Here is a 17,686-nt window from a genome sequence, read left to right on the forward strand (position 1 = left end):
GTCCAACGGGAGCAAGCTCCCTCGCCACAGGCTTTGCGGTGTGTTCAAAAAGGTGTGGGTTAACAGGCGAAGACCGATGATAAAAGCTAAAACAGGCAAGCCAGTGGAAGGGTCGCGCAGTCGTTCGCAGATCATCGCGCTGTTCATCGCGCTGATTGTCTTCATCATGCTGCTGTTCGCCAATTTCGCGTACCTCAACACCCAGGCCACCTACGACAAACAGTACATCGGCCACGCTGGCGAGCTGCGTGTGCTGTCCCAGCGCATTGCCAAGAACGCCACCGAAGCTGCGGCCGGCAAGGCGGCGGCCTTCAAGCTGCTCAGCGATGCGCGCAACGATTTTGCCCAGCGCTGGGGCTATCTGAAAAAAGGCGACCCGGTCACCGGACTGCCACCGGCACCGGCCGCCGTGCGCCCGGAAATGCGCGCCGTGCAGCTGGACTGGGAACGCCTGCTGAAAAACACCGATGCCATCCTTTCCAGCGAACAAACCGTGCTGTCGCTGCATCAGGTGGCGGCGACCCTGGCCGAAACCGTGCCGCAGTTGCAGGTCGAATACGAAAAAGTGGTGGAAATCCTCCTGCAACGGGGCGCGCCTGCGGCCCAGGTGGCCATGGCCCAGCGCCAATCGCTATTGGCCGAGCGCATTCTGGGGGCGGTGAACACCGTGTTGTCCGGCGATGAAAATTCGCAGCAGGCGGCCGATGCCTTCGGGCGCGACGCGGCGCGGTTCGGCCAGGTCCTCAATGGCATGCTTCAGGGCAATGTCACGCTGCGGGTCAGCCAGGTCGAAGACCGCGATGCGCGGGCGCGCCTGATGGAGATTTCCGAGCTGTTCGAATTCGTCTCCGGTTCGGTGGATGAAATCCTCGAAACTTCGCCAGAGCTGTTCAAGGTCCGCGAGTCGGCCACCAACATCTTCAGCCTGTCGCAAACCCTGCTCGACGAAGCCTCGCACCTGGCCAGCGGCTTCGAAAACCTCGCCGGCGGGCGTGATACCGACACCATCGGCGGCTACGTGCTGGGCCTGGCGGCACTGGCGTCGATCATCCTCATCGGCCTGGTGATGGTCCGTGAGACCAATCGCCAGCTGCGCGAAACCGCCGAGAAGAACGAACGTAACCAGAACGCGATCATGCGCCTGCTCGACGAAATCGAGGACCTGGCCGACGGCGACCTGACCGTGACCGCCTCGGTGACCGAAGACTTCACCGGCACCATCGCCGACTCCATCAATTATTCCGTGGACCAACTGCGCGACCTGGTGGCCACCATCAACCTCACCGCCGGCCAGGTTGCCGCCGCCGTGCAGGAAACCCAGGCCACCGCCATGCACCTGGCACAGGCCTCGGAGCATCAGGCGCAGCAGATCTCCGAAGCTTCCATGGCAATCAACGACATGGCCGAATCCATTGATCAGGTGTCCGCCAACGCCGCCGAATCCTCGGCGGTGGCCGAACGTTCGGTGGAGATCGCCAACAAGGGCAACGAGGTGGTGCACAACACCATCCACGGCATGGACAACATTCGCGAGCAGATCCAGGACACCGCCAAGCGTATCAAGCGCCTGGGCGAGTCTTCCCAGGAAATCGGCGACATTGTCAGCCTGATCGATGACATTGCCGATCAGACCAACATCCTGGCCCTCAACGCCGCGATCCAGGCGTCCATGGCCGGTGATGCCGGGCGCGGTTTCGCGGTGGTGGCCGACGAAGTGCAACGGCTGGCGGAGCGTTCTTCGGCAGCGACGCGGCAGATCGAGACCCTGGTGCGGGCGATCCAGACCGACACCAACGAAGCCGTGATTTCCATGGAACAGACCACCACCGAAGTGGTGCGCGGCGCGCGTCTGGCGCAGGATGCCGGGGTGGCCCTGGAAGAAATCGAAGGCGTGTCCAAGACCCTCGCGGCGCTGATCCAGAGCATCTCCAACGCCGCTCAGCAACAAACGTCGTCCGCCGGCCAGATTTCCCTGACGATGAACGTGATCCAGCAGATCACCACGCAAACCTCGTCCGGTTCCACCGCCACCGCCGAGAGCATCGGCAACCTGGCGAAAATGGCCAGCCAGCTGCGGCGCTCGGTGTCCGGCTTCACCTTGCCGGCCACCAAGGCGCCGGTGACGGACAACGCTTGAACCGCCCACGGGCGCATGCAAACTGAATGAAAGTGGGAACTGGAGTGGTTATGGGTGATCGGCACGACTATGTGGCCCTCGAATGGGTCAAGGGCGAGATTGCCGAAACGCTGAAGCAGGCTCATCACGCGATCGAAACCCAGCTTGATGACCCGCAGGCGACGCACGCCCTGAGCGATTGCCTGGCGTGCATCCATCAGGTTCACGGCAGTTTGCAGATGGTCGAATTCTACGGCGCGGCCCTGCTCGCCGAAGAGATGGAGCAGTTGATCGTCGCCCTGCAGAACAACCGCGTCAGCCATCGTGACGAAGCGCTGCACCTGATGCTGCAAGCCCTCGGGCAGTTGCCGATCTACCTCGACCGGGTACAGGGCGCCCGCCGTGACCTGCCCCTGGTGGTGCTGCCGTTGATCAACGACCTGCGCAGCGCTCGTGGCGAAAGCCTGTTGTCGGAAACCAGCCTGTTCAGCCCGCAACTGCCGGACCTGCTACCCCTGGATGCCGAAGCCCTGGCGCTGCTGGAGCCGGCGGATCTGCCCAATGTGCTGCGCAAGTTGCGCCAGATGCTGCAAATGGCCCTGGTCGGGCTGCTGCGCGAGCAGGATGACGACACCCATCTCGGGTACCTGGCCAAGGTATTTTCCCGCCTCGAAACCCTGTGCGGCGACGCGCCCCTTAGCCCATTGTGGCAGGTCGCTTCGGCGCTGGTCGAAGGCATGCGCGGCGGTGCGATCGCCAACAGTCCGGCGCTGCGCAGCCTGTTCAAGGACGCCGACAAAGAACTCAAGCGCATGCTCGAACAGGGCATGCCCGCGATCAATCAACCGGCGCCGCCGGAGCTGCTCAAGAGTTTGCTGTTCTACATTGCCAAGGCCGAACACCCCACCGGGCAGATGCTGACCATGAAAGATCGCTATGGACTGGACGACGCGCTGCCCGACAGCGCGATGGTCGATGAAGAGCGCGCACGGCTGGCCGGTCCCGACCGCGATGCCATGCGCTCGGTGTTGGCTGCGTTGTGCGAAGAGCTGGTGCGGGTCAAGGAGCGCCTGGACCTGTTCGTACGCAGCGACCGGCAACACGCGTCCGACCTCGACAGCCTGCTCGCGCCCTTGCGGCAAATCGCCGACACCCTGGCGGTGCTGGGTTTCGGCCAGCCGCGCAAGGTCATCATCGACCAACTGGCGGTGGTGCTGAGCCTCGCCCAGGGCCAGCGCGAACCCGATGACGCGATCCTGATGGACGTCGCTGGCGCCCTGCTCTACGTCGAAGCGACCCTGGCCGGCATGGTCGGCACCGTGGAACCGGAGAGCCAGGAGGAAGGCCGCCTGCCGACCACCGACCTGACGCAGATCCATCAGATCGTGATCAAGGAAGCGCGCATCTGCCTGCAACAGGCCAAGGACATGATCGTCGACTACATCGACGCCGACTGGGACCGTCAGCATTTGCAGGCACTGCCGGCGTTGCTGACCCAGGTGCGCGGCGCGCTGTCGATGATCCCGCTGAGCCGTGCGGCGAGCCTGATCGAAACCTGCAATCACTTCATCCGCGAGCATCTGTTGCTTGATCCCGCCCAGCCCGACTGGCAGGAACTGGACAGCCTGGCCGACGTCATCGCCAGCCTCGAGTATTACCTGGAGCGCCTCAACGACGACCCGGAAGCCCCCGGCGAACAGCTGCTCGACATCGCCGAAAGCAGCTTGGCAACCCTCGGTTTCTTCCCGAACGAAAAGCCCAGCGAACAGCAGGTGCCGGTGCTCGACGATGTGCTGAGCGCCAGCGAGGCCAAGACCCTGCAGCACCGTCAGGAGCAGGATGCGCCGGCCATGGTGCAGACCCTGGCCGACGTGCTGGCCAACCCCGTATCCGCTCTCAACCCACCGGCCCTGAGCACGCCGGGCAGCCTGATGCCGCCGCCTGCCGGCGAAGAGCCGGTGGACGCTGAACTGCGCGAAGTGTTCCTCGAAGAAACCGAGGAGGTGCTGGAGATCCTGCGCGAGTACCTGCCGCGCTGGTCGATCAACCCCGACAACCGCTCGGCCCTGAGTGAACTGCGCCGCGCCTTCCATACCCTCAAGGGCAGCGGGCGGATGGTGCGCGCACTGGTGCTGGGCGAGCTGGCCTGGGCGGTGGAGAACCTGCTCAATCGGGTGCTGGAAAACAGCGTCGAGCCGCTGGCCACCGTGCAACAACTGATCGGCGATGTGCTGAACCTGCTGCCGGAACTGGTGGCCGAATACGCCGCCAATGCCCAGCGTCAGCGCAACGACGTCGACCAGTTGGCCGCCCGCGCCCATGCCCTGGCCAAGGGCGATGAGCCGGCCAGCGACGAAGACACCCAGGATGTCGCGGCCCTCGATCCGCTGTTGCTCGAGATCTTCCGCAAAGAAGCCGAAACCCATTTGAGCAGCCTCAATCACTTCCTCGACCAGGCCGCCGAACACGTGCCGCTGCAGGCCAGCGATGCCTTGCTGCGGGCCTTGCACACCCTCAAGGGCAGTGCGTCGATGGCCGGGGTGTTGCCGATTGTCGAACTGGCCGCACCGCTGGATCAGATGGCCCGGGAATACAAGGCGCACCAGATCGCGCTGGATCTGGACGAAGTCGAAGTGCTGCTGGAGGCCGAAGGCCTGTTCCGCCTTGGCCTGCGCCAACTCAAGCGTGATCCGCTGGCGGAGATTCCCGGCGCCCGTGCGTTGGTCGAGCGGGCTCAGGCGTTGCTGGCCGAGCGTCTGCAAAACCACATGGAGACACCGAGCAGCAGCCCGCGCATCAAGCGTGATCCGCAACTGATCAATAACTTCCTGGCCCAAGGCATGGACATCCTGCTGGATGCCGAAAGCCTGCTGCAGCGCTGGCAGCAACACCCCGGCGAGCGCCAGGAACTCAGCGCGCTGCTGGACGAACTGACCACCCTCGGCGAAGGCGCGCACCTGGCAGACCTGCACCCGGTGGATGAGTTGTGCGAAGCCTTGCTCGACCTCTACGGCGCCGTGGAAGAAAGCAGCCTGGCGGTCAGCGAGACGTTTTTCCACGAGGCGCAAAGTGCCCACGAAGCGCTGATCAACATGCTCGACGAACTGGCCGCCGGCCAGGAAGTCAGCCCCCGCCCGGACCGCGTCCGCGCTTTGCACGACCTGCTCGACCAAAGCCTCGACCCCTCGGCCACCGGCCTGATCCGCAGCGATGGCAGCCGCTCCCTGAGCATTCGCGACCTGAGCGACGTTACAGCGGAAATAACGCGGGCCCCTGTAGGAGCGAGCTCGCTCGCGATGGACGCCAACGATAACGCGCCGCCATTGGAAGAACGCGGTGCCAGTAACACCATCGTCGGAACGCCGCCCGGAGACGAGCTCGCTCCTACAAGAGATCAGGAGCTCGACGACGAAATCGTCTCAATCTTCCTCGAAGAAGCCGTCGACATCCTCGACAGCGCCAGCCAGGCCCTGCAACGCTGGCTGTCCGACCCGCAAAACCCCGCGCCCCTGTCGTCCCTGCAACGGGACCTGCACACCCTCAAGGGCGGCGCACGCATGGCCGAGGTCGAGCCCGTCGGCGACCTGGCCCATGAACTGGAAAGCCTCTACGAAGGCCTGGTCGACCGCCGCTATACCTACAGCACCGCGCTGGCGCAGCTGCTGCAACACAGCCACGACCGCTTGGCGCATCTGCTGGAACAATTGCAGCGCTACCGTCCACTGGACGAGCCGAATGAACTGATCGAGGCGATTCGCGCCTTTCGCCAGGGGCATGTCGGGCAAGCCGATGTGGTGGAGCCGGCGGCCAGCAACGACTCGGTTCATCACGACAGTGATTTGCTGGAGATTTTTCTCGAAGAGGGCTTCGACATCATCGAAAGCTCCGGCGCCGCGCTGTTGCGCTGGCAGGCCGAGCCTTCGAACCGCCAGGAAGTGGAAACCCTGCTGCGCGACCTGCACACCCTCAAGGGCGGCGCACGCATGGTGGAAATCACCCCGATAGGCGACTTGGCCCACGAACTGGAATTCCTCTACGAGGGCTTGTCCACCGGCGTGCTGAAACCCACTGGGGCACTGTTCGAATTGCTGCAGCGCAGCCATGACCGGCTGGCGCAAATGCTCGACGCCGCCCGTGCCGGTGAGCCGCTGCCGCCGGCCGACCGCTTGCTCGATGCGATCCGCAATTTCAGCCACCCGGTAATGCCTGACGCAGCGGCTGCGGTGGTGCTGCCGCCCGTGGTCAAGCCCGAGGCGCCGCTGCAACCTGTAGACCCCGGTGCGGACATGGTCAAGGTCTCGGCGGAACTGCTCGACGACCTGGTCAACCTTGCAGGGGAGACTTCGATCTTCCGTGGTCGCATCGAACAGCAGGTCAGCGACGCGCAAATCGCGCTGAACGAAATGGAAACCACCATCGAACGGATGCGCGATCAATTGCGCCGCCTGGACACCGAAACCCAGGGCCGCATCCTCAGTCGCCAGCAAGACGCCGAACGTCTGGGCTACGAAGAATTCGATCCGCTGGAGATGGACCGCCACTCGCAGTTGCAGCAACTGTCGCGGGCCTTGTTCGAGTCTGCGTCCGATTTGCTCGACCTCAAGGAAACCCTCGATCGGCGCAATCAGGACGCGGAAAACCTGCTGCAACAGCAGGGCCGCATCAATACCGAATTGCAGGAAGGCCTGATGCGCACGCGCATGGTGCCGTTCGAACGGATGCTGCCGCGGCTCAAACGCATCGTGCGGCAGGTGGCTGGCGAACTGGGCAAGGACGTGGAATTCATCGTCGGTAATGCTGACGGCGAGATGGATCGCAATGTCCTCGAACGGATGGCCGCGCCCCTGGAACACATGCTGCGTAACGCCGTGGACCATGGCCTGGAATCCACCGAGGTGCGTGTTGCGGCGGGTAAACCGGCCCAGGGGCGCATCACCCTCGACCTGTCGCGCGAAGGCGGCGACATCATTTTCGACATCCGCGACGACGGTGCCGGCGTGCCGCTGGAGGCGGTGCGGCGCAAGGCGATCAAGCGCGGTCTGCTCGACCCCAACAGCGATATCAGCGACCGCGACGTGCTGCAGTTCATCCTGCAACCGGGTTTTTCCACCGCCGAGAAAATCACTCAGATTTCCGGGCGTGGCGTGGGTATGGACGTGGTGCACGAAGAAGTGCGGCAACTGGGCGGCAGCATGAGCATCGACTCGGTGCCGGGGCAGGGCGTGCATTTCCGCATTCGCCTGCCGTTCACCGTGTCGGTGAATCGGGCGCTGATGGTGCAGTGCGGGGAAGATCAGTATGCGATCCCGTTGAACACTATCGATGGCATCGTCCGCGTGCTGCCCAATGAACTTGAAGGGCATTTCCGCCTGGATCCGCCGACCTATGAATACGCCGGGCAGCGCTATGAACTGTGTTATCTGGGCGAGCTGCTGAAAACCAGTCCTCGCCCTAAATTGCTGGGCCAGAGCCTGCCGTTGCCGGTGCTGCTGGTGCAGTGCAACGAGCGTCACATCGCCGTGCAGGTCGATGCCATGGCCGGCACGCGCGAGATCGTGGTCAAGAGCCTGGGTCCGCAGTTTGCGGCGGTGCAGGGGGTGTCCGGGGCGACGATCCTGGGGGATGGCCGGGTGGTGTTGATTCTTGATTTGCTGGCGCCGATCCGCGCCCTGCAAGCCCACTTGCCGCAACGACCCCGGGGCCAGGACAGCGAGCCCGAACCGCACAAGCCGTTGCTGGTGATGGTGGTCGACGATTCGGTGACGGTGCGCAAGGTCACCAGCCGTTTGCTCGAACGCCATGGCATGAACGTGCTGACGGCCAAGGACGGTGTCGACGCCATGCTGCTGCTCGAAGAGCACCTGCCGGACATCCTGCTGCTGGACATCGAAATGCCGCGCATGGACGGCTTCGAAGTGGCGGCTCAAGTGCGTAACGACGAGCGTTTGCAGCACCTGCCGATCATCATGATCACCTCCCGCACCGGCCAGAAGCACCGCGACCGCGCCATGGCCCTCGGCGTCAACGACTACCTCGGCAAGCCGTACCAGGAATCGGTACTGCTCGAAAGCATCGCCCTGTGGAGCAAAACCCATGCTTGAGCGGCGCCTCAACCAACGCAGCATCAACCTCACCGGCCTGCTGCTGCCCATGGCCGACCGCAACCTGATCCTGCCCAACGTCGCGGTGGCCGAACTGATCGACTACCAGAGCGCAGCGTTCGACCTCGACACCCCGCCGTGGTACCTGGGGCGGGTCGCCTGGCGCAACCGCCAGATTCCCCTGCTCAGCTTCGAATCGGCCTGCGGCCAGAAAATCGTCATCGGCGAACGCGCCCGCATCGTCATCCTCAACGCACTGGGCGGGCGGCCGGAGCTGAAATTCATCGCGATGCTGGTTCAGGGGATTCCACGCTCGTACAAGCTCGACAGTCAATTGAGCTATGTGGATGTGCCGCTGTGTGCACTGGAAAAGGCCGCGGTGCAGGTGGCCGACCAAGTGGCCAAGGTGCCGGATCTGCTGGCGCTGGAGGAGCTACTGGTGAGCGCCGGGTTGACCTGACGGGCCCCTTCGCGAGCAAGCCCGCTCCCACAGTTGATTTCTGATGTTCACCGCGAACCTATGTGGGAGCGGGCTTGCTCGCGAAGGCGACCCCCAACTCACCACAGACTTCACGGATAAACCCTGGCCTGAGCCAACGCAATAGCTTTTGTGGCGAGGGAGCTTGCTCCCGCCGGGCTGCGCAGCGGCCCCGGAATCTCCAGCGCGCTGAACATTTTGCGCCTGCTGCGCAGTCGAACGGGATTTTGAACAAAGTTGAAGATTCCCAAAAAGGGACCTATCGTTCCCTTTTTGGGACTCATTGGTCGTCACCGTGCAAAACCTCTCCCTCAGCGAAGCCTTGTTCACGAACACTCAGCAAAAAGTGCTGGGCCTGTTGTTCGGCAAACCCGACCAAAGTTTTTACGCCAACCAGATCTCCCGCTGGGCACAAGTGGGCAAAGGCAGCCTTATGCGCGAATTGGATCGCTTGCAGCGAGCAGGCGTGCTGACCATGACCCGACAGGGCAACCAGACTCACTATCAAGCCAATCCCGATTGCCCTATCTATACCGAACTGCTGGGCATCACTCGTAAAACCTTCGGCATCGCCGAGCCGTTGTTCGAGGCTTTGCAACCTTTCGCTGACCAACTCACCTGGGCCTTTGTTTACGGGTCCATCGCCAAGGAACAGGCCAACGCATCCAGTGACATTGATCTCATGCTGATCGGTGAAGGACTTCACTACAGTGAAGTGATGGAGCGGCTCATGCCCCTGGAGGAACAACTGGGTCGCACCATCAACCCGACGCTCTATACCCCGCAAGAATGGGCCACGAAACTGGCCGCCGAGAACAGCTTCGTCGTGCGGGTAGCGCAGCAGGACAAAATCAATCTGATGGGCGAAAACCCTATGGAGTCCAAGGATGGGCAACAACGAAAGTCTGGAGAACCTGGTACGTAGTGGTGGTTTGAAGGCTGAGCCGCCGGATCGGAGGGAATGCGAAGGTTTGATGCGTTCAGCAGTAGCCCGACTCAGTGACGCACAAACCCCTTCACTTTCCTTCGCCAGTCGTTTTGATCTGGCTTACAACGCAGCTCATGGCATTGCGTTGACAGCCTTGCGCCTGTGCGGTTTCCGTTCGGACAAGCGCTATCTGGTATTTCAGTGCCTGGTCCATACCGCCGATATCGGCAAAGTACAGGTACGATTGTTCGCGCTCTGCCACGAACGTAGAAACCTGGCGGAGTACGAAGGCTATATGGATGAAGATGAGGCCCTACTGGGGCAGCTATTGGAAAGCACTGGGCAGATTTTGATTCGGGTGCAGGAGCGGATGGCTGAGCGGTGATCTTGCATGCCTCAAAGGTGTGTCGCCTCACTGGCCCTATCTCCAGCAGACCAGCTCCCACAGTTGTTTTTTGTCGCATGGGCATTCCGATTCGCTGAAGATCCCCCTGTGGGAGCGGGCTTGCTCGCGAAGGGGCCCGCACTTCCAATATCTTTGCCGCCTGACACACCGCCAATCGCCAGGAGGCCAGCTCCCACAGTTGATTTATGTCGCAAGCGAATCCCGGTCCGCTGAAGATCCCCTGTGGGAGCGAGCCTGCTCGCGATGGCATACGTCCAGACAACCATTAACCTGAGCGTAACAATCCGCCAATCAGCTTGATTGATGCCCCCACCCAACACTCCTACTGTGACCCCCACGACAGCGAACCCGTGGAGTGGTCATGACAACAACAATATCCCCCGACTCGCGATGGACGCGGCGGCGCAGCGAGAAGCAGCGGCGTCTGGAGTTGGTGAAAAACCTGGCCGACGGTGTGGTGCTGCCCACCGAGAACATCGTGGCGGCGCTGGAGGCGTTGATCCTGTCGGGCGACCGTGTGGTGCTGGAGGGCAATAACCAGAAGCAGGCGGATTTCCTGTCCCGCTCCCTGGTCAAGGCCGATCCCGCCAAGCTTCACGACCTGCACATGATCATGCCCAGCGTCGGGCGCGCCGAGCACCTGGACCTGTTTGAACGCGGCATCGCCCGCAAACTCGATTTCTCGTTCGCCGGCACCCAAAGCCTGCGCATCAGCCAGTTGCTCGAAGACGGGCTGCTGGAAATCGGCGCGATCCACACCTACATCGAGCTTTACGCCCGGCTGGTGGTGGACCTGATTCCCAACGTCGTGCTCTCCGCCGGTTTCATGGCCGATCGCGCCGGCAACATCTACACCGGGCCCAGCACCGAAGACACCCCGGCGCTGATCGAGCCCGCAGCCTTCAGCGACGGCATCGTCATCGTCCAGGTCAATCAATTGGTGGACGACGTCAGCGACCTGCCCCGCGTCGACATCCCCGCGTCCTGGGTCGATTTCGTGGTGGTGGCCGACAAGCCGTTCTACATCGAGCCGCTGTTCACCCGCGACCCGCGGCACATCAAGCCTGTGCACGTGTTGATGGCGATGATGGCGATCCGCGGGATCTACGAAAAACACAACGTCCAGTCCCTGAACCACGGCATCGGTTTCAACACCGCTGCCATTGAACTGATCCTGCCGACCTACGGCGAATCCCTGGGCCTGAAGGGCAAGATCTGCCGCAACTGGACCCTCAATCCGCACCCGACGCTGATCCCGGCGATCGAAAGCGGCTGGGTCGAAAGCGTGCATTGCTTCGGCACCGAACTGGGCATGGAAAACTACATTGCCGCCCGGCCCGACGTGTTCTTCACCGGGCGTGACGGCTCGCTGCGCTCCAATCGGATGTTCAGCCAACTGGCCGGGCAATACGCGGTGGACCTGTTCATCGGCGCCACCCTGCAAGTCGATGGCGACGGCCATTCCTCCACCGTGACCCGCGGTCGCCTGGCCGGTTTTGGCGGGGCGCCGAACATGGGGCATGACCCGCGCGGTCGTCGTCACGGCACCCCGGCCTGGCTCGACATGCGCCACACCGACGTCGCCGAACCGATGCTCGAACGCGGCAAAAAACTGGTGGTGCAAATGGTCGAGACCTTCCAGGAGGGCGGCAAACCAACCTTCGTCGAAACACTGGATGCCATCGACGTGGCGAAAAAAAGCGGCATGCCCCTGGCGCCGATCATGGTCTACGGCGACGACGTCACCCACCTGCTGACCGAAGAAGGCATCGCCTACCTGTACAAGGCCCGGTCGCTTGAAGAGCGCCAGGCGATGATCGCTGCCGTGGCCGGGGTGACCGCCATTGGCCTGCGCCACAACCCCAAAGACACCGCGCGCATGCGCCGCGAAGGCCTGATCGCCTTGCCCGAAGACCTCGGCATCCGCCGCACCGACGCCACCCGCGAACTGCTCGCCGCCAAAAGCGTGGCCGATCTGGTGGAGTGGTCCGGTGGCCTCTACAACCCGCCCGCCAAGTTCAGGAGCTGGTAATGCACGCATTCAACCTGCAACCGAAACCCATCAGCCTGGCCGAGCGCCTGGCGGACCTGGCGGTGGACGCGCTGATCGACGAAGCGGACCTGTCGCCCAAACCGGCTCTGGTGGACCGTCGCGGCAACGGCGCCCACACCGATCTGCACCTGGGGCTGATGCACGCCTCGGCGCTGGCCCTGTGGCCGGCTTTCAAGGAAATGGCCGAAGCGGCCGCCGAGATCGGCGAGATCGGCTTGCCGCTGCGTGAAGCCGTCGGCCAGATCGGTCGCGAAGGCGAACGGGCGATGCTCGCCACCACCAACGGCGTCAACACCCACCGTGGCGCGATCTGGGCCCTGGGCCTGTTGGTCGCGGTAGTGGCGCTCGAGCCTGAAGCCAACAGCGCCGCGTCCATCGCTCTGCGTGCCGCACGCCTGGCCTTGCTCGACGATCGCCATGCACCGCGTCCACTCAGCCACGGTGCGCAAGTCGCCCAGCGTTATGGCGCCCGGGGTGCCCGGGAAGAAGCGCAGCTTGGTTTTCCATCCGTTATCGAACGCGCCCTGCCACAACTGCACTTCAGCCGCGCCGCCGGCCATGGCGAACAGAACGCACGGCTCGATGCACTGCTGGCGATCATGACCCGACTGGCTGACACCTGCGTGCTGTACCGCGCCGGCGAAGAAGGCCTGCACACCATGCAACTGGGCGCCCAGGCCGTGCTCGACGCTGGCGGCAGTGCCAGCCTCACCGGTCGCCGCCGACTGCATGAGCTGGACCAACAATTGATCGCATTGAATGCCTCGCCCGGTGGCGCTGCCGACCTGCTCGCAGCCTGCCTGTTCATCGACCGTATCGAGTCGGGCGACCGCCACCTACAGGGAGCACGCTGATGGAAACCTTATCCTTTGAATTCCCCGCCGGGCAGCCGCCTCGGGGTCGCACGCTGGTCGGTTGCGTCGGCTCGGGCGACCTGGAAGTGCTGATTCAGCCCGGCCAGCCCGGCAAGCTGACCATCACCGTGCAGACCTCGGTCAACGGCAGCGAACAACGCTGGCAGCATCTGTTTGCGCGGATGTTCGACGGTCAGACCCCCTCGGCGATGGACATCGACATCCACGATTTCGGCGCCACCCCCGGTGTGGTGCGCCTGCGCCTGGAACAGGGCTTCGAGGAGATCGGTCATGACTGACAGCGCCGCGTTGCTCAACAAACACAGCTTCATCGAACTCGGTGCCCGGCAGCGGGCGAAAGCCTTGCTCGATGCTGGCACCTTTCGCGAATTGCTCGATCCGTTCCAGCGCGTGATGTCGCCGTGGCTGGCCCGTCAGGGTGTGGTGCCGCAAGCCGATGACGGCGTGGTGATCGCCAAGGGCAGCATCGACGGTTTGCCTGTGGTGATCGCCGCCATCGAAGGCGCGTTCCAGGGCGGCAGCCTCGGTGAAGTCGGCGGGGCGAAGATGGCCGGCGCCCTGGAACTGGCCGCCGAAGACAACCGCAAGGGTATCCCGACCCGCGCCGTGTTGCTGCTGGAAACCGGTGGCGTGCGCTTGCAGGAGGCCAACCTGGGCCTGGCGGCGATTGCCGATATCCATGCGGCGATTGTCGACCTGCGCCAGTACCAACCGGTGGTGGGCGTGATCGCCGGCAGCGTCGGTTGCTTTGGCGGCATGTCGATTGCCGCCGGGTTGTGCAGCTATCTGCTGGTGACCCAGGAAGCGCGCCTCGGCCTGAACGGCCCGCAGGTGATCGAGCAGGAAGCCGGGCTGGAAGAATACGACTCCCGTGACCGGCCCTTCATCTGGAGCTTGACCGGTGGCGAGCAGCGCTTTGCCACGGGGCTGGTGGATGGCTTTGCCGAAGATGACGTGGCGCAGATCCGCCGGCAGGTCGGCGAGTTGCTCCAGCAAGGCGTGCCCGCTCAACAACGCAGCGGCCAGGCCGATCTGTACCTGCAACGGCTGGCGCAACTGGACGCCGAACCGCAAATCGAACCGGCCACGGTTCGCGACCTGTATCAAGGAGCGCGCTCATGAGTTCGTATTCCCTCCGGGGCCTGCACTGGTTCAACGCCTTGAGTGCCGGGGCCAAACCGGTCGACGGCCTGCCAGCCTCGCTGAAAGTAGCCGACGGTTTTCTTGCCGAACAACCTGTGCGTTTTCTCGCCGTGGTGGCCGACCCCGACAACCGTTTCCCCCGCGCCCGCAACGGCGAGGTCGGCCTGCTTGAAGGCTGGGGCCTGGCCAAGGCTGTGGATGAAGTCATCAAGGCCGATCAGGACAAAGCGCACAAACGCGCCTTGATCGCCATCGTCGATGTACCGAGCCAGGCCTATGGCCGCCGCGAGGAAGCGCTGGGCATTCACCAGGCTCTGGCCGGCGCCGCGGACAGTTATGCCCGCGCCCGTCTGGCCGGGCATGCGGTGATCGGCTTGCTGGTGGGCAAGGCCATGTCCGGGGCGTTTCTGGCCCACGGTTATCAGGCCAACCGGCTGATCGCCCTGCGTGATCCAGGTGTCATGGTGCATGCCATGGGCAAGGCGTCAGCGGCGAGGGTGACACTGCGCAGCGTCGAAGAACTGGAAGCCCTGGCCGCCAGCGTGCCGCCGATGGCCTACGACATCGACAGCTACGCCAGCCTCGGTTTGCTCTGGGAAACCTTGTCGGTGGAGCACATCGAACAGCCCACGGCCGACGATATCAGTCGCGTGACTGAATGCCTGTCCCAAGCCATTGCTGACGTCGGCGAAAACGGCCGCGACCTGAGCAGTCGCCTGGGCGCCAGCAACCGCGCCGCGTCGAGCCACGTTCGCCAACTGCTGAGAGAACAGTGGTGAACACGTTGATGGCCCACGACCTGCTCTGGGGCCTGTCCCTGGAGCAACTGCCCGTGGATGCGCCCGGGTGGGTGATCGAGGTGATCCGCGCCGGGCAGCCCGTGGTGGTGCGTCGTGCCGTGTCGGTTGCAGGGCAGGTGGCGGTCGGCGTGCGTGGGCGTCTGCGCGAGCAGCGCTTCGCGGCGTCGATGGCAATCGATTCGATCTCACGCCGGGTGCAGCCGGAACAACTTTGCCACGTCGCTAACGACCGGGACCTGCCGGCGGTGCGCGCCCTCAAGCAATTGCGTCCGCTGCTCGACGGCAGGGCATGGGGTGTCAGCGGCAGCGCCGGGTTTGAATTGGCCACTGGCATTGAGGCCCTGCACGAGGGCAGTGATCTGGACCTGATTCTGCGCACGCCGCAGCCGTTGGCCCGGGTTCAGGCACGGGAACTGCTGCGGTTGCTCGACACGGCGGGGTGTGTGGTGGACATGCAATTGCAGACACCCTTCGGCGCTGTGGCCTTGCGCGAATGGGCCGGCTGTTCGCAGCGGGTGCTGCTCAAGAACGCTACCCAAGCCACGCTGGTGATCGATCCGTGGAACCCTTTGGAGCAGGCAGCGTGAGCAGCTTGCTGGTGTTTCCGGGCCAGGGCGCGCAGCAGCCGGGCATGCTCCAGCGTGTGCCTCGCGAAACCTTGAGCGAGGCCAGCGATGTGCTCGGTGAAGACGTCTCGCTGCTCGATTCTGCCCAAGCGTTGCAAACGACGAGAGCCGTGCAACTTTGCCTGTTGATCGCGGGCGTGGCAGCTGCGCGACAACTGGCGATGCCGTCCGATTACGTCGCCGGTTTGTCCATCGGTGCCTACCCGGCGGCGGTGGTGGCCGGCGCCCTGAGCTTCAGCGATGCGCTGCATCTGGTGAGCCTGCGCGGCGAACTGATGCAGCAGGCTTACCCGCAGGGCTACGGCATGACCGCGATCATCGGCCTGGATCTGGCGACGGTGGAAGGCTTGCTGGCGCAGGTTCACAGCGACGATTCGCCGGTGTACCTGGCCAACATCAACGCCGATAACCAGGTGGTCATCGCCGGCAGCGAAAGTGCAATGAAAGCGGTGGCAGGGTTGGCGAAGGCGCGTGGCGCAGGTCTGGCCAAACGCTTGGCGGTCAGCGTGCCGTCGCACTGTCCGCTGTTGGAAAAACCGGCAGCCGTTTTGGCCGAAGCCTTCGCCAGCGTCACCCTGCAAACCCCGAAAATCGGCTATCTGAGCGGCAGCCGCGCTCGGCCGATCATCAAGATCGAGGCCCTGCGTGATGACCTGGCCTTCAACATGTGCCGCGTGGTGGATTGGCGCGGCACCGTGCAAAGCGCCTATGAGCGTGGCGTACGCCTACAGATCGAACTGCCGCCCGGTGCGGTGTTGACCGGGCTGGCGCGCCGGGTGTTCGAGCAGGGCACCGTGATGGCCTTCGACGGTGCTCGGCTCGACACCCTGCAGGCGCTGTTGCGTGAGGAGGGAAGCCGCCACTTCTAAAGCACCGACTCAGGCTTCGAACAACAAAAACAACATTCGACGATGCACTTTGAGGACAACAACAATGATTATTTACGGTGTGGCGCTGTTGGCGATTTGTACGCTGGCAGGGGTGATCATGGGTGACATGCTCGGCGTGTTGCTGGGCGTCAAATCCAACGTGGGCGGGGTCGGGATCGCGATGATCCTGTTGATCTGCGCGCGGTTGTGGATGCAAAAGCGCGGCGGCATGAGCAAGGACTGCGAGATGGGCGTCGGCTTCTGGGGTGCCATGTACATCCCGGTGGTGGTGGCGATGGCGGCGCAACAGAACGTGGTCACGGCCCTGCACGGCGGCCCGGTGGCGGTGCTGGCGGCGATCGGTTCGGTGGTGGTCTGCGGCTGCACCATTGCCCTGATCAGCCGGACCCACAAGGGCGAGCCCTTGCCCGATGAACCGGCGGACATCACGCCGGTCGGCACCCCGGTAGGAGGTCGCTGACATGTGGGATCTCATCGAAAAAGGTCTGGAACACAACGGGCTGGTCACTGCATTCGCCTTCGTCGGCGTGATCATGTGGGTGTCGGTCATTCTCTCCAAACGCCTGACTTTCGGGCGCATCCACGGCTCGGCGATTGCCATCGTCATCGGCCTGGTCCTGGCCTGGGTGGGCGGTACTTTGACGGGAGGCCAGAAAGGCCTGGCGGACCTGACGCTGTTCTCCGGCATCGGCCTGATGGGCGGCGCCATGCTGCGGGACTTCGCCATCGTCGCCACGGCCTTCGAGGTGCAAGCCACCGAAGCGAAAAAGGCCGGGTTGATTGGCGTGATCGCGCTGCTGCTGGGTACGGTGCTACCGTTCATTGTCGGCGCGTGCATGGCCTGGGCGTTCGGTTATCGCGATGCGGTGAGCATGACCACCATCGGCGCAGGCGCGGTGACCTACATCGTCGGCCCGGTGACTGGCGCGGCGATTGGTGCCAGTTCTGATGTGATGGCCCTGTCGATCGCCACCGGGCTGATCAAGGCGATCCTGGTGATGGTCGGCACGCCGATGGCAGCACGCTGGATGGGCCTGGACAATCCGCGTTCGGCGATGGTGTTCGGGGGGTTGGCCGGGACCGTCAGTGGCGTGACGGCGGGGCTGGCAGCGACGGATCGGCGGTTGGTGCCTTATGGCGCGTTGACGGCGACGTTCCATACCGGGCTTGGCTGTTTGCTTGGGCCTTCGTTGCTGTACTTCATTGTTCGCGGGATTGTCGGCTAAATCGCCCACTGCTTTTGTGGCGAGGGAGCTTGCTCCCGCTGGAC

The 17,686-nt window shown here is 63.7% G+C and carries 15 protein-coding genes; 14 read left to right on the plus strand and 1 reads right to left on the minus strand.

The genetic code is table 11. From position 1 onward, the window contains the following. Positions 1–76 precede the first annotated feature (76 nt). The 3 genes from B0W55_RS24200 to B0W55_RS24210 are packed head-to-tail and all read left to right on the plus strand — an operon-like array spanning position 77 to position 8,677. On the plus strand, positions 77–2,137 hold the full coding sequence (locus B0W55_RS24200) for a methyl-accepting chemotaxis protein (RefSeq protein WP_077048433.1): 2,061 nt from the start codon (positions 77–79) through the stop codon (positions 2,135–2,137). A gap of 50 nt (positions 2,138–2,187) precedes the next feature. Continuing rightward, positions 2,188–8,217 (plus strand): Hpt domain-containing protein, encoded by a 6,030-nt coding sequence (locus tag B0W55_RS24205; RefSeq protein ID WP_077048434.1) that lies wholly within the window; start codon positions 2,188–2,190, stop codon positions 8,215–8,217. Beyond that, positions 8,210–8,677 carry a chemotaxis protein CheW gene (locus tag B0W55_RS24210; RefSeq protein WP_077048435.1) on the plus strand — a complete coding sequence of 156 codons (468 nt, stop codon included), beginning with the start codon at positions 8,210–8,212 and terminating at the stop codon, positions 8,675–8,677. Before B0W55_RS24205 ends, B0W55_RS24210 begins: the two co-directional genes overlap by 8 nt. Before the next feature lie 110 nt (positions 8,678–8,787). Here the strand turns inward: B0W55_RS24210 and B0W55_RS30375 are convergent, their stop codons facing one another. After that, on the minus strand, positions 8,788–8,979 hold the full coding sequence (locus B0W55_RS30375) for a hypothetical protein (protein WP_139340968.1): 192 nt from the start codon (positions 8,977–8,979) through the stop codon (positions 8,788–8,790). An 11-nt stretch (positions 8,980–8,990) separates the two neighbouring features. Here B0W55_RS30375 and B0W55_RS24215 point away from each other — a divergent pair, with 11 nt between their 5' ends. The 11 genes from B0W55_RS24215 to madM all read left to right on the plus strand — a co-directional run bounded on the left by B0W55_RS24215 (position 8,991) and on the right by madM (position 17,642). Further along, on the plus strand, positions 8,991–9,620 hold the full coding sequence (locus tag B0W55_RS24215) for a transcriptional regulator (RefSeq protein ID WP_077048446.1): 630 nt from the start codon (positions 8,991–8,993) through the stop codon (positions 9,618–9,620). Next, on the plus strand, positions 9,583–10,008 hold the full coding sequence (locus B0W55_RS24220; RefSeq protein ID WP_077048436.1) for a hypothetical protein: 426 nt from the start codon (positions 9,583–9,585) through the stop codon (positions 10,006–10,008). Before B0W55_RS24215 ends, B0W55_RS24220 begins: the two co-directional genes overlap by 38 nt. A 382-nt stretch (positions 10,009–10,390) precedes the next feature. Next, the gene (gene mdcA / locus B0W55_RS24225) at positions 10,391–12,061 is read left to right on the plus strand and encodes a malonate decarboxylase subunit alpha (protein ID WP_077048437.1); all 1,671 of its coding nucleotides are present in this window, start codon (positions 10,391–10,393) and stop codon (positions 12,059–12,061) included. After that, positions 12,061–12,936, plus strand: a complete 876-nt coding sequence (locus tag B0W55_RS24230) for a triphosphoribosyl-dephospho-CoA synthase (protein WP_077048438.1) — start codon at positions 12,061–12,063, stop codon at positions 12,934–12,936. The genes mdcA and B0W55_RS24230 overlap by 1 nt, the downstream gene beginning before the upstream one ends. Then, on the plus strand, positions 12,936–13,235 hold the full coding sequence (locus tag B0W55_RS24235; protein ID WP_077048439.1) for a malonate decarboxylase subunit delta: 300 nt from the start codon (positions 12,936–12,938) through the stop codon (positions 13,233–13,235). Before B0W55_RS24230 ends, B0W55_RS24235 begins: the two co-directional genes overlap by 1 nt. Then, positions 13,228–14,079, plus strand: coding sequence for a biotin-independent malonate decarboxylase subunit beta (locus B0W55_RS24240; protein WP_077048440.1), 852 nt, complete (start codon positions 13,228–13,230; stop codon positions 14,077–14,079). The genes B0W55_RS24235 and B0W55_RS24240 overlap by 8 nt, the downstream gene beginning before the upstream one ends. Then, positions 14,076–14,879: a biotin-independent malonate decarboxylase subunit gamma gene (mdcE, locus tag B0W55_RS24245; RefSeq protein WP_077048441.1), complete on the plus strand. Its 804-nt coding sequence runs from the start codon at positions 14,076–14,078 to the stop codon at positions 14,877–14,879. Before B0W55_RS24240 ends, mdcE begins: the two co-directional genes overlap by 4 nt. After that, positions 14,873–15,487: a malonate decarboxylase holo-ACP synthase gene (locus B0W55_RS24250; RefSeq protein ID WP_077048442.1), complete on the plus strand. Its 615-nt coding sequence runs from the start codon at positions 14,873–14,875 to the stop codon at positions 15,485–15,487. The genes mdcE and B0W55_RS24250 overlap by 7 nt, the downstream gene beginning before the upstream one ends. Continuing rightward, positions 15,484–16,395, plus strand: coding sequence for a malonate decarboxylase subunit epsilon (mdcH, locus tag B0W55_RS24255; protein ID WP_077048443.1), 912 nt, complete (start codon positions 15,484–15,486; stop codon positions 16,393–16,395). The genes B0W55_RS24250 and mdcH overlap by 4 nt, the downstream gene beginning before the upstream one ends. A 64-nt stretch (positions 16,396–16,459) precedes the next feature. Further along, positions 16,460–16,876 carry a malonate transporter subunit MadL gene (madL, locus tag B0W55_RS24260; protein WP_077048444.1) on the plus strand — a complete coding sequence of 139 codons (417 nt, stop codon included), beginning with the start codon at positions 16,460–16,462 and terminating at the stop codon, positions 16,874–16,876. Position 16,877: 1 nt separating this feature from the next. Next, complete coding sequence (gene madM / locus B0W55_RS24265; protein WP_077048445.1) at positions 16,878–17,642, plus strand: malonate transporter subunit MadM; 765 nt, start codon at positions 16,878–16,880, stop codon at positions 17,640–17,642. Positions 17,643–17,686 lie beyond the last annotated feature (44 nt).

Source organism: Pseudomonas sp. KK4, from assembly GCF_001984065.1.
Classification (GTDB): Bacteria; Pseudomonadota; Gammaproteobacteria; order Pseudomonadales; family Pseudomonadaceae; genus Aquipseudomonas.

What these genes read in the sequence shown, in the direction of transcription:
- B0W55_RS24200 (WP_077048433.1), top strand. Translation starts at nt 77, where the DNA reads ATGATAAAAGCTAAAACAGGCAAGCCAGTGGAAGGGTCGCGCAGTCGT.
- B0W55_RS24205 (WP_077048434.1), top strand. Translation starts at nt 2,188, where the DNA reads ATGGGTGATCGGCACGACTATGTGGCCCTCGAATGGGTCAAGGGCGAG.
- B0W55_RS24210 (WP_077048435.1), top strand. Translation starts at nt 8,210, where the DNA reads ATGCTTGAGCGGCGCCTCAACCAACGCAGCATCAACCTCACCGGCCTG.
- B0W55_RS30375 (WP_139340968.1), bottom strand. Translation starts at nt 8,979, where the DNA reads ATGAGTCCCAAAAAGGGAACGATAGGTCCCTTTTTGGGAATCTTCAAC.
- B0W55_RS24220 (WP_077048436.1), top strand. Translation starts at nt 9,583, where the DNA reads ATGGGCAACAACGAAAGTCTGGAGAACCTGGTACGTAGTGGTGGTTTG.
- mdcA (WP_077048437.1), top strand. Translation starts at nt 10,391, where the DNA reads ATGACAACAACAATATCCCCCGACTCGCGATGGACGCGGCGGCGCAGC.
- B0W55_RS24230 (WP_077048438.1), top strand. Translation starts at nt 12,061, where the DNA reads ATGCACGCATTCAACCTGCAACCGAAACCCATCAGCCTGGCCGAGCGC.
- B0W55_RS24235 (WP_077048439.1), top strand. Translation starts at nt 12,936, where the DNA reads ATGGAAACCTTATCCTTTGAATTCCCCGCCGGGCAGCCGCCTCGGGGT.
- B0W55_RS24240 (WP_077048440.1), top strand. Translation starts at nt 13,228, where the DNA reads ATGACTGACAGCGCCGCGTTGCTCAACAAACACAGCTTCATCGAACTC.
- mdcE (WP_077048441.1), top strand. Translation starts at nt 14,076, where the DNA reads ATGAGTTCGTATTCCCTCCGGGGCCTGCACTGGTTCAACGCCTTGAGT.
- madL (WP_077048444.1), top strand. Translation starts at nt 16,460, where the DNA reads ATGATTATTTACGGTGTGGCGCTGTTGGCGATTTGTACGCTGGCAGGG.
- madM (WP_077048445.1), top strand. Translation starts at nt 16,878, where the DNA reads ATGTGGGATCTCATCGAAAAAGGTCTGGAACACAACGGGCTGGTCACT.